This window comes from Cohnella nanjingensis, from assembly GCF_014212125.1.
In the GTDB taxonomy this organism is placed as follows: domain Bacteria; phylum Bacillota; class Bacilli; order Paenibacillales; family Paenibacillaceae; genus Cohnella; species Cohnella nanjingensis.
Genome location: NZ_JACJVP010000023.1, coordinates 214,215 through 225,716 on the forward strand (window position 1 = coordinate 214,215; position 11,502 = coordinate 225,716).

11 protein-coding genes are annotated in these 11,502 nt (G+C 62.9%); 1 reads left to right on the forward strand and 10 read right to left on the reverse strand.

The genetic code is table 11. The features are described 5' to 3' along the window. Positions 1-472: 472 nt before the first annotated feature. From H7C19_RS13845 to H7C19_RS13870, 6 genes are all read right to left on the reverse strand, one after another. On the reverse strand, positions 473-2,152 hold the full coding sequence (locus H7C19_RS13845) for a ribulokinase (RefSeq protein WP_185143236.1): 1,680 nt from the start codon (positions 2,150-2,152) through the stop codon (positions 473-475). Between the two features lie 101 nt (positions 2,153-2,253). Further along, entirely contained in the window at positions 2,254-2,952 is a 699-nt protein-coding gene (gene araD, locus H7C19_RS13850) for an L-ribulose-5-phosphate 4-epimerase (RefSeq protein WP_281384858.1), read from the reverse strand. Between the two features lie 284 nt (positions 2,953-3,236). Then, a complete protein-coding gene (locus tag H7C19_RS13855; RefSeq protein WP_246469501.1) occupies positions 3,237-4,337 on the reverse strand; it encodes a GntR family transcriptional regulator in 1,101 nt (366 codons plus the stop codon). A 274-nt stretch (positions 4,338-4,611) separates the two neighbouring features. Next, positions 4,612-5,289 (reverse strand): HAD family hydrolase, encoded by a 678-nt coding sequence (locus H7C19_RS13860; protein WP_185143238.1) that lies wholly within the window; start codon positions 5,287-5,289, stop codon positions 4,612-4,614. A gap of 73 nt (positions 5,290-5,362) precedes the next feature. Next, a complete protein-coding gene (locus H7C19_RS13865) occupies positions 5,363-5,974 on the reverse strand; it encodes a GyrI-like domain-containing protein (RefSeq protein ID WP_185143239.1) in 612 nt (203 codons plus the stop codon). A gap of 207 nt (positions 5,975-6,181) precedes the next feature. Continuing rightward, positions 6,182-6,736, reverse strand: coding sequence for a chromate transporter (locus H7C19_RS13870; protein ID WP_185143240.1), 555 nt, complete (start codon positions 6,734-6,736; stop codon positions 6,182-6,184). Positions 6,737-7,130: 394 nt separating this feature from the next. Between H7C19_RS13870 and map the strand changes: the two genes are divergently transcribed. Then, a complete protein-coding gene (gene map / locus H7C19_RS13875; RefSeq protein WP_185143241.1) occupies positions 7,131-7,886 on the forward strand; it encodes a type I methionyl aminopeptidase in 756 nt (251 codons plus the stop codon). A gap of 87 nt (positions 7,887-7,973) precedes the next feature. Here map and H7C19_RS13880 read toward each other — a convergent pair whose 3' ends face one another. The 4 genes from H7C19_RS13880 to H7C19_RS13895 all read right to left on the reverse strand — a co-directional run bounded on the left by H7C19_RS13880 (position 7,974) and on the right by H7C19_RS13895 (position 11,028). Beyond that, positions 7,974-8,831: a VOC family protein gene (locus H7C19_RS13880; RefSeq protein WP_185143242.1), complete on the reverse strand. Its 858-nt coding sequence runs from the start codon at positions 8,829-8,831 to the stop codon at positions 7,974-7,976. A gap of 198 nt (positions 8,832-9,029) precedes the next feature. Further along, a complete protein-coding gene (locus tag H7C19_RS13885; protein WP_185143243.1) occupies positions 9,030-9,611 on the reverse strand; it encodes a permease in 582 nt (193 codons plus the stop codon). 90 nt (positions 9,612-9,701) lie between these two features. Continuing rightward, positions 9,702-10,292 carry a TetR/AcrR family transcriptional regulator gene (locus tag H7C19_RS13890; RefSeq protein ID WP_185143244.1) on the reverse strand — a complete coding sequence of 197 codons (591 nt, stop codon included), beginning with the start codon at positions 10,290-10,292 and terminating at the stop codon, positions 9,702-9,704. Then, positions 10,285-11,028 (reverse strand): MBL fold metallo-hydrolase, encoded by a 744-nt coding sequence (locus H7C19_RS13895; protein WP_185143245.1) that lies wholly within the window; start codon positions 11,026-11,028, stop codon positions 10,285-10,287. Before H7C19_RS13895 ends, H7C19_RS13890 begins: the two co-directional genes overlap by 8 nt. Positions 11,029-11,502: the final 474 nt, after the last annotated feature.

The following is an 11,502-nucleotide window of genomic DNA, read 5'->3' on the forward strand; positions in this document are numbered from 1 at the left end:
TTCTACTGAATAAGTTGTACGTTTGCAAGTAAATGCCTCTTCTCCGCCAATGGGAGCCAAATAAGTTGTATGATTACAATTAATTGGGGAGCAGGCACCACGAGAAAGCACCACCAGCAAGCATCACCATCAGGCACCACGAGAAAGCACCACCATCAAGCACCACCATCAAGCACCACCAGCGAGCACCACCAGCAAGCACCACCAGCAAGGCACCACCAGCAAGGCACCACCAGCGAGCACCACCGACAAGTACCACCATCAAGCATCACTAGCGAGCACCATCGGCGAGCACCACCGGACAGGTCCCAGCCGATGAATTCCAGGGGACCTTTGCCCAACCGAAGATGAATATTCCCTACGATTATTAGGTGTGTAAGCCCTGAAAGCGATACTGGCCAAAACCCATTTGCCGCTAAAAAAAAGCCGCCCCGCTTCCCATTCGGGTGCGGAACGGCTTTCTCTGCCAACCTTATGAAGAGTGCGAAGCTTCATCCTTCAGCGTCTTCAACCGCTTCATGACGTCGTTGGCGCCTCGGCCGAAGTAATCGTGCAGCTCGCGGTATTCGCGATAAAGCCGCTCGTAGACGGCCACGTTCTCCGGGATCGGCTTGAACGTCTCTTCGCGCACCCGCGCCATCGCCCGGGCCGCGTCGACGATGCTGTCGTAGCCGCCCTTCGCGCTGCCCGCCGCTACCGCGCCGAACATGGCCGCGCCGACGGCCGGCGTCTGCTTGGAGTCCGCCACCTTGATCTCGCGATTCGTCACGTCCGCGTAGATCTGCATCAGCAGCGGGTTGCGCTGCGGCAGCCCGCCGCAGGCGTATACCTCGCGTACCGGCACGCCGCTGCCGTGGAAGGCGTCGATGATCGTCCGCGTCCCGAAGGCGGTGGCTTCCAAGAGCGTCCGGTACAGCTCCTCCGGCTTCGTCAGGAGCGAATAGCCGACGACGACGCCGGTCAAGTTCGTGTCGACGAGCACGGAGCGGTTGCCGTTCCACCAGTCGAGCGCGATGAGCCCCGTCTGTCCCGGCTTGTACCGCGAAGCGCGGTCGGTCAGCCACTGGTGGACGCCTACGCCTTCCCGCTCCGCCGCTTCCTTGACGTATGCCGGTACGCCCTCTTCGACGAACCATTCGAAAATGTCGCCGACCGCGGATTGTCCCGCTTCATAGCCCAGATAGCCTGGAATGATGCCGTCCTCGACAACGCCGCACATGCCTTCGACCTCTACTTCCTCCGTGCCGAGCAGCATATGGCAGATCGACGTGCCCATCGCCATCACGAGCTTGCCTTCCGTGACGACGCCCACCGCCGGGACGGCCGCATGCGCGTCCACGTTGCCCACCGCTACGGCCGTTCCTGCCGCGAGGCCGGTCAACGCCGCCATCTCCGGCGTCAGCTCGCCCGCTTTGGTCCCGAGCGGCACGATGTCGCCCCGCAGCTTCGTCTCGGTCAAGTTCGCCATGCGGGGATCCAACGCGCCGAAGAAGCCCGGGCTCGGATAGCCCTCCCGCTTGTGCCAGATCGACTTGTAGCCGGCCGTACAGCTGTTGCGGACGAACGCGCCGGTCAACTGCGAGATGACCCAATCCGTCGCTTCCGTGAACCTGTCGGTCGCCTCATATACCTCAGGCGCTTCATTCAGGATCTGCCAGACTTTCGCGATCATCCATTCCGAGGAGATCTTGCCGCCGTAGCGGGGCAGGAACCGCTCCCCGCGATCCGCCGCGATCGCGTTCAGGCGATCCGCCTCTTCCTGCGCCGCGTGATGTTTCCACAGCTTTACCCAGCCGTGGGGATGATCCCGCCATTCGGGCTTGAAGCAGAGCGGCGTTCCTTGCTCGTCGATCGGCAGCATCGTGCACGCCGTGAAGTCGATGCCGAGGCCGATCACGTCTTGCGGCGAGATCCCCGCCTCCCGCAGGACGGCGGGCACGGAGCGGCGCAGCACTTCCAGATAGTCGTCCGGGTGCTGCAGCGCCCAGTCGTGGCCGAGCGGCTTGCCGGACCCCGGCAGCCGCTCGTCGATGACGCCGTGCGGATAGGGGGTGACGTGATCGGCGATCTCGTGGCCATTCGTCAAGTCCACCAGCACGGCGCGTCCGGATTGGGTGCCGTAGTCGACGCCGATAGCGTATTTCTTGCTCATCGTGATCCTCCTCTAAAAATGTTCTAGAATGATTGAGAGCGGTTACAGCCGCGGCTTCGGGAATCGTCGTCCGTTCGGCAGACCGGCCCCGTGGGCTCACGCTAGCCGATCCCGGGTTGACCGTAATAAGCATTCGCGCCGTGCTTGCGCAGATAGTGCTTATCCAGCAGCGCCTGCTGCATGGAGGGGATGCCCGCATTCAGTTGGCGGGTATGGTAGGCCATCTTGGCCACCTCTTCGAGCACGACCGCGTTGTGCAGCGCGTCCATCGCGTCCTTGCCCCAAGCGAACGGAGCGTGGCTGTAGACGAGCACCCCGGGCACCCGCTGCGGATCGATGCCTGCGAACGTCTCTACGATCACGTTGCCGGTCTCCCGTTCGTACGCGCCTTCGATCTCCGCCGTCGTCATCGGCCGGGTGCAGGGGATCGTCCCGTAGAAGTAATCGGCCTGCGTCGTTCCGAGCGCCGGGATGCCCTGGCCCGCCTGGGACCAGACGGTCGCCCACGGAGAATGCGTATGCACGATCCCTTGGATACCCGGAAATGCACGGTACAACGCGAGATGCGTCGGCGTATCGGAGGAAGGCCTCAGGTCGCCCTCGACGACGTTCCCGTCCAGATCGACCACCACCATCTGGTTCGGCTGCAACGCTTCGTATGGCACGCCGCTCGGCTTGATGACCATCAAGTCGGATGCCCGGTCGAAGCCGCTGACATTCCCCCACGTGAACGTGACCAAGCCGTACTTCGGCAGCTCGGCATTCGCCCGGCATACCGATTCCTTGAGTTGCTCCAGCATATGAACACATCCTTCTCCAAAACGTTCCGTCGTTGTCTTCGTGAACATTATACACTTGTACGTACATGTGTGTCGAGAGGAGGATCGTGCGGCTGCGGGACGTCGGATCGAACAATCGGAACGTTGCCTGGCTTGGAGAAAACCGGCCTCGCCCGGCGGAGACGCGCCGCCTGCAAACCGCCGGCCGCGCTTCCGCCCTACTCCGGCGATGCAGCCATTCGGCACCAAAAAAACCGACCCGCCGCCGCGGATCGGATCCTTCGTCATGGCTATACCAACGCCGCTTATTCCCGTCTCCGCGCCGCGGTCGATTCCCGTACGATCAGCTTCGGCTCATACACCTTGCCGCGGCGCGCCTCCGGCCGCCCAGTCTCCAGCAGGTCCAGCAGCAGCATGGCGGCAGTCTCCCCCATCTCCGCCTTCGGATGCGCCACGGTCGTCAGCTTGATCTCCGTCGCGGTGGCGAGGAACGAATCGTCGTAGCCCACGATCGAGAGATCTTCGGGGACCCGCAGCCCCGCTTTGCGCACGACGTCCAGCAGGCCGACGGCCAACTGGTCGTTGTAGCAGACGATGGCCGTCGGCGGCTCCGGCTGGGCGAGCAGCTCCCGCAGCGCCTCGTGAGGCCTGCTGTCCTTCTCCTCGGTCGCATAGCGGACCAGCAGCTCCGGCGGCACCGCCAAGTGCCGCTCGCGGTGGGCTTGGACGAAGCCCTTCATCCGCTGCACGCCCTGCAGGTCGTCGGTCTTGAAGAAGCCCGCGATCCGGCGATGGCCCGCCGAGAGCAGATGGTCCGTCGCCAGCCGGCCGCCGGCCGCGTCGTCCAGCTTCACGCAGGGCCAGTCCAGATCCGGGTATTGCTCGTTGATCATGAGCATGGGGATGCCGTGATATTCGAGCGCCATGAACGCTTCGAAGTTGGGGTTGCCCTCCGCGCTCTTGGTCGGCTCGACGATGAGCCCGCAGACGCCCTGCGTCAGCATCGTCTCGAGGCTCTCGCGCTCCCGGTCCTTGCGGTTGTCCGTGCTGGACAGGAGCAGGCGGTAGCCCCGCTCCTTCAGCGCGGCCTCGACGCCGCGGACGATGGACGGAAAGATATAATCCGAGATATGCGTCGTGAGGAGGCCGACCGTGCGGTTGCCGCCCGAAGGTCGCCGTTCGGCCGACGGCCGCGCCACGAACGTCCCTTTGCCCTGCTCGCGGGACAGCCATCCCTCCTGCACCAGCTCGCCGATGGACTGGCGGACGGTCTGCCGGCTCAGGGCGAACCGCTCGGCCAGCTCGTTCTCCGAAGGGAGCTTGTCTCCCGGCAGATAACGTCCTCCCGCGATCCAGGACACGATCTCTTCTTTGAGTTGCAGATATTTCGGGGACTGCGCGTTCAATCCGTTCACCTCATGCGAAGGTTTTACCGTTATTATAACACAACGCGCAACTTGTACGTACATCGTGCGAGAGCCTCCGCCGATTTCCGGCAAAAGAAGGCCGTCCGCACATGCATTCGGGGCGCTTCGTCTACAATGAAGTCCCGCCAAAGGAAACGGCAGTCGAAGAAACAGGTCGACTGCCATTCTCGCGTGTCAGGTATTCGTCCTCGGACAACGGCTTCGACCGTTCGGAAACGCGCCGCAACGCAAGGCGAACGTCTTGGCCTCGGTTTTACCGGCGCTCTTCAGCCTGCGCCTCCAGATGCGCGATGAGCATGGCAAGCTTCTGGCCGTCCAGCGAAGGCACGACGAGATCCGCTTCGGCGAAGTTCATGCTGGCGGTCATCGGGTTGGGCACGACGATGCCGTACAATCCCGCGCCCTTCGCCGCGCGGAGGCCGTTCAGCGAATCCTCGACGGCGACCGCCTCCGTCCCCTCGAGGCCGAACGAGGCGAGCGCGCGCTTGTACAGCGCCGGGTCCGGCTTCACCTTGTCCACTTCGTCGGCGGTGTGGATCGCGTCGAAGTACTTCAGCAGCCCGTGCCGCTGCAAGTGCGGCTCGATCCATTCCCGGTAGGAGCTCGTCGCGAGCCCGACGCGCAAGCCGAGATGCTTGGCTTCCTCCAGGGCGTCGATGACGCCCGGCAGCAGCGGCACGTGATGAACCGCGCCATAATAATAATCGTTGAACTTGGCGTCGACCGCCTTCCGGTCGACCGGACGCCCCGTTCCCGTTTCCAGCTCCCGATAGGGGTCGAACGGACCGTTCAGCGTTCCGATCGCCTGCGCCCACAGCGCAAGCGGCAATTCCAGCTCGTGCTCGCGGAAGACGCTGCGAAACGCTTCGTACGCTACCGTCTCCGTGTCCATTATCGTTCCGTCGAAGTCGAATACGACCGCTTTGATCAATGCAGCTCTCTCCAGTCCCGTTCTGTCGTAGGCGGACGCAAGCGTTCGCGCCGCCTAGACTTCTTCTCCGCCGCTACCCCTCATTCCTGCGAACGGGCTGCCGCAAGATGGTCTTCAGCTTCGCCGGCTCCGTCCGCCTGAAGTCGCTCAGGTAGATCTCGTGGTGCTCGCCGTTCGGGATCAGGCCGGCTTCGCGGATATACGCGTTCAACCGGGCCATCGTCGGTCCCTCCTCGTCGAAGGACCCGATATGCAGCATTTGCGCGGACAGCCCTTCGTTCCATACGCCGAACTTCGCTTCCGCGAGCGCGGGCAGCTTTTTCTTGCGCATCGCCTCTTCCCGGACCGCTTCCGCCATCTCCGCCGTCGTCCCGTCCGGCTGGCGGATGAACAGCGTCCAACGCCATTCCGCCTTGCCGAGACTCGCCACCTCCGGCGGATACAGCGCTTCGAGCGGCATGACCGTGTAGTCGGCGCCCGCCGGATCTCGCTTCCAGGCGAATTTCACGCCGTAGGACAAGGTGAACAGCGCTTCGACCGCTTCTCGATAAGCCGCGGACGTGTTCGGATCGCCGGCGCCTTGGAGCGACCAGACGCGCATCTCGGGCGCTTCGACGAGCGACGGCGCATCGGCGGAAGGCGCGTACAGCGCTTTGTTCGTTTTCTTGTAGTCGATCTTGTCCATTCGTAACGGATCCCCTTTGGATTTAGTTTGGCCGTTCCTCCCAAGTAAAAACGGCTTCGCCGTCCTCCTAGACGGCGACACGTTTTTATCGTCGGTCATACAGAATAGGATGGGCGTGAAACTTATCCTTTCTGTATGACTCCAATATAGAACGGCTCCGCTGACAAGTACGGTCAGCGAAGCCGTTTATGAGATCCATTTTTCAGCTCAATTGCCTTCCCTCATGAACAAAGCGCCGATGATCAACGACCCGACGATGCCCCATACGGCGTTCATTTTTAAATATTGGACCATGATGAAGTACGCCGCCGCCAGCGCGAAGGGCAGGAAGCTGACGACCCCCGGATTGCGCTGGAACGCGTACTTGGCGAAGTCGTACGCGAGCATCGCTAGCATGACGAAGATGACCGGCTGCACGCCCTTGATCATCCCCTTGATGAACGGATTGCCCTGCAGCCGGTGCATCAACCCGACCAGCAGAACCATGAGCAGCGCGGTAGGCAGCACGACGGCCGTAACGGCCATGAGCGCGCCGAGCCAGCCCGCCACTTTGTACCCGATATAGGCGGCGAGCTTGGTCGCGATCGGTCCGGGCAGCGCGTTCCCGAAGGCGAGCGCCTTGCCGAACTCCTCGTTGCCCATCCAGTGATAACGGTTGACCACTTCGTTCTGGTACAGCGGAATGATCGAAGGGCCGCCGCCGTAACCGAGCATGGTCGACCTTCCGAATGCGATAAACAAATCGAGCAGCTGCTTGAACATATCGTACTCCCCCTCATGCCGGCCGTGCTCCGGAGCTTGCGATGAAGCTTTCTCTTCATCCTACCTTACGAAGCTCGGCGGCGGCCATCGAATGGCGAATTCTTGTTCAAGTACACCAAATGACGGCCTTGCTTTTGGAGATCCCGCCAACGCGGCGAAGGAGCGGCGGGCGGCCTCCTGCGGCTGTGGCACGGCCGGGGCGTCTTCGCGCGCTTGCTTTCCGGGATCGAAATGAAGGGTCTCCCTCCATGCCGCGACAGGCAATCGCAATCCCGGTTGCCGCGAATAGGATAGAGAGAACGGCGGGCCTCCTTCCGTTCGCGCAGCCCCGGGTTCCATTGACTTGGCCGGGCAAAAAAGAGTATGTTGACCCTAACGGAAAGGAGCGAGCGACTTGCTGACATTGAAATCCCCTTCGGAAATCGAGCGGATCAGGGCCGCCGGCGCGGTCGTGGCCGCTTGTCATAAAGAGATCGCGAAGATGATCAGGCCGGGCGTCGCCACCTGGGACATCGAAGAGCTGGTAGAGGACGTGCTGGCCCGTCACGGCGCGCGCGCGTTCACCAAAGGCTACAACGGATATCGCTATGCGACGTGCGCGTCGGTGAACGACGTCATCGCGCACGGCTTTCCGAACCGGACGCCGCTCAAGAGCGGGGACCTGGTCAAGATCGACATCGTGGCGGAGCTGGACGGATGGCTCGGAGATTCCGCCTGGTGCTACGGCGTCGGGGAGCTCTCGCCCGCGGCGGCGAAGCTGATGCGCGTCACGAAGGAATGCCTCGACATCGGCATTAAGCACGCGGTCATCGGCAATCGGATCGGAGATGCCATGCACCCACTGCAGCAGCATGCGGAAGCGAACGGGTACTCCTGCGTGCGCGAGTTGGCCGCCCACGGCATCGGCCGGGAGCTGCACGAGGAGCCGAGCTTCATCCACGTCGGCACGCCCGGCAAAGGCTTCCGCTTCAAGGAAGGGATGGTCATCACGATCGAGCCGATGATCAACGCCGGCACCTGGCGGATGACGATCGACGACGACGGATGGACCGCCCGCACCGCGGACGGCAAGCTGTCGGCCCAATTCGAGCATACGATCGCGATCACGAAGGACGGCCCCGTCATCCTGACCGCGCACGACGACGAATAGGGATCCCTAGCGCGGTTCCCGCTGCAAAAAAAGAGAGCCGTCTCGCGCCTTCGGGCGGGGACGGCTCTCTTGTCTTGCGGCCTTGCCTTACCGGACGAGGAGCAGCAGCTGGTTCTGCGACGGATCCCGGACGAGCCATCCGGTCTCGTAAGGCTCCGCGGGAATGCCCGCATCGCGCAGATCGTCCAGAATCCGGATCAGCTCGGCCTCGTTCGGGATCGCGATCTCGAAGTAGCGAAGTCCGACCGCGTTCGCCGGCGGCGGCGGAGCGCCCGCCCCGGCCCACGTGTTCAGGCCGAGATGATGATGGTAGCCGCCCGCGGATACGAAAAGCGCCTGGCCGCCGTAGCGGGCCATCAGGTCGAAGCCGAGAATGCCGCAGTAGAAACGCTGGGACGCGGCGAGGTCGGCGACGTGAAGATGCACGTGTCCGATCTTCGTGCCGGCGGGCAGACCGGTCCATGCTTCGTCTCCCGCTTCCCGCAGCAGGCCATCGATGTCGACCGGGTCGGTCGCCATCGCGACTTCTCCGTTCGCGCTGTACGTCCATTCGTCGCGGGGCCGGTCCACGTACACTTCGATGCCGTTGCCGTCGGGATCGGACAGATAGAGCGCTTCGCTGACAAGATGATCTCCCTGCCCGAAGGGTTCGCCCCGCTCGATGAAGTTGCGTACCGCGAGTCCCAGCGCCCGGCGGGTCGGGACCAGGATCGCGAAGTGGTACAAGCCCGTGGTCCGCCGCCGGGCCGGCACGACTGCGTCCGGCAGCTGTTCGAGGAGCAGCAGAGGCGCCTCCCCGTCCGCCGACATCGCCGCGCCCGGTCCTTCCTCGGACAGCAGCCGGAGACCGATCACTTCGCGGTAATAGCGGATCGACCGCTGCAGGTCGCTGACTTTCAAGCTTACGCGTCCCATCTCCGTGTCGGGATGAATGCGGTGGGTCATGTTGACGCCCCTCCTTGATGATTTAAAGTTAGTTACTTTATGTAAGTATATATTAATCCAATCGCCGTCCCTCGTCAAGCCTCGCGGTCATTGCTGCTTGCGGGGGGAATGTTGCGGTCGATGCTGCTTGCGGAGGAACGCCGCGAACGGCGAAAAAGAGAAGCCCCTGAAACTAGGCTCCCCTTCTTCGCGCCCCGCTTATCCGAGGGCCAGCCAGTCGCTCACGAGCGACAAGACCAACAGAACGCCCATTGCCCCGCCTGCCGCATAGATCGCGCGGGAAGAGGAAGCGGGCGAGCGCTTCTCTTTGTACAGAGAGCGTACGTACAGGACCAAGCCGACCGCGATGAGGAGACCCTCGAGGATCGCGGAGACGACCGGGTACTGCCAGAGGCCGAAGCCAAGCAGCGGCAGATCTCCCCAGTTGCCGGGCAGGATCGGCAGGTCCGCGCGGTGCACCAGCAGATCCAGCACCCAATGGCTCATCACCACCGCGCCGATCGTGATGCCTCCGCGCTTGCCCCAGCGGCGCCCGGCGAACCATCCCGCCACCGCGGCGATGAGCAGCGCGCTGAGCAGCGCGTGCGTATAGTCGGCGTGAATGACGCCTCCGCCGTAACCGGCGGCGCCCTCCACAGGTTCGATCGTCTCAATCCCAGACACGTACAGCGGCGCGAAAATGACATCCAGCAGCTGCGTGCTCAGCATGAGCGCCCAGAGCGGCACCTTCGGCGACCGGGCCTTCACGGCCGCCGCCAATCCAAAGTGACCTGCGAACATGTTACTTCCCCCCTCTTTTCAAGTTGGCGCGTACCCGTGAATCCAGCATGCCGCAACCGATCGTAAACAGCAGTACGAACAAGATGAAACTCATCGCGATTGCCCCTCTCCTGCTTTGGTTTGCATTACTTTGACGCCTTCCAGAAACGTATCCAACAATAAACGAAAGGTGACGTCGAGATCGAGCGGCAGCCCGAATCCCCCTTGCCGCTCCAGCGAAACGAAGCCGTGCAGCACGCTGCGGATGCCCCTAACCGCGTGCAGGGCAGTATCGCCCCGCAGCCCGTAGCCCTCGAGGGCGTTCACCGCCATCTGGACGACGCGTCCCCCCGCCTCCTGCAGCTGCCTATCGTCCGGCTCCGGCGCGCGCTGCACCGCTTCGTACAAGCCCGGATGCGCTCTGGCAAACGCAAGGTAGGCGTAGCTGAAAGCTCGGACCGAATCGCCCCCCGTCTTGTCTTCGAGCGCGCAGGTGAATTGTTCCGTCATCTGTTCCAGCCCGGACAGGGCCAATTGGCGGCGCAGATCCGGCAGCCCGTTCACGTGATTGTAGAGCGAGGGCGAACGGATCTGCAGCTTCTGCGCGAGCGAAGCCAGCGTGACGGCCTCCAGCCCCTGCGCGTCGGCCAGTTCGGTTGCGGCATGGATTAACGTCGGTAGGTCGAGACCGATTCTAGGCATGGCTGCCCTTCCTCTCCGCGGTGGCGTTCAGCTTGCGTTCGGCGGCCGCGATGGCCCGGTCGAGCTTCGCGAGCGGCTGCTCGAGCATGAGGCCGTGGCCGACGGCGAGCAGGGACGGGTCGAGCGCCCGGAGCTTGCGGGCGGTAGAGAGCGAGACTTCCCGGTTCCAAGTCGCCATCGCCGGGAATGGGAACGTCGGCTGCAGCTGTCCGGAGACCGCCATGCCGCCGCGCGTCTGCAACGCGTCGCCTGCGATCAACGCCCGGTTGCGGGTGTCCAGGAAAGCCATGTGTCCCGGCGTATGGCCCGGCGCCGCGACCGCGAGCAGCGATCCGACGCGGTCGCCGTCCTGCAGCAGGACGTCCGGGACCGTCTTGATCGCGCCGGGCTTCGGCACGCCGCCGCGGATCGGCGTAGCCGGCTCGTGCGGTTCGAGGGACAAGTCGCCCGCCAGCAGCTTCGCGTCGCGGGCCGAGATGTATACGGTCGCTTCCGGCAGCGCGGCCTTCAGCGCGTCGAGCGCGCCGATATGATCGGAGTGCGCATGCGTCAGCACGATGCGCGCGATCGGCTTGCCGATGCGGGCCGCTGCACTCAGAATGCCCTTCACGCCATACGGCAGCGCGGCATCGATGAGCGTCAGGCTGTCTTGCTCCTCGACCAGATACGCATTCACCGGGAAGAACCGGGGCATGAAGGTCAGTTGGTACACCGTTTGTTTTTGAATGATTCGCATTGGAATCGCTCCTTTTTTTCGTTAACTAATCTCGTTAGTTTCATAATAACTAATGTGATTAGTTTTTGCAAGGGGGGATTTGAACTTATTTGGGGAATGGGTCAGCACGACGAATAATCACTTCTCTGTCCGGGTACGGTTATTAATCGAATGATCCGTCGATCACTGCCTGCAATGAAACAACAAAAAGGAGCCGTGTATAGACTCCACGGCTCCGAACCCTACAAACGACGTCTTAAACCCGATTCGGCGGTTATCTCGCTACTCCGAGGCCCGCAAACCGCGGCGATAACCCGCTTGGGCGGTTATCTCGCGCTTCGAGGCCCGCAAAGCGCGGCGTTACCCGCTTGGGCGGTTATCTCGCGCTTCGAGGCCCGCAAACCGCGGCGTTAACCCGTTTCGGCGGTTATCTCGCTACTCCGAGGCCCGCAAACCGCTGCGTTAACCCGCTTGGGCGGTTATCTCGCGCTTCGA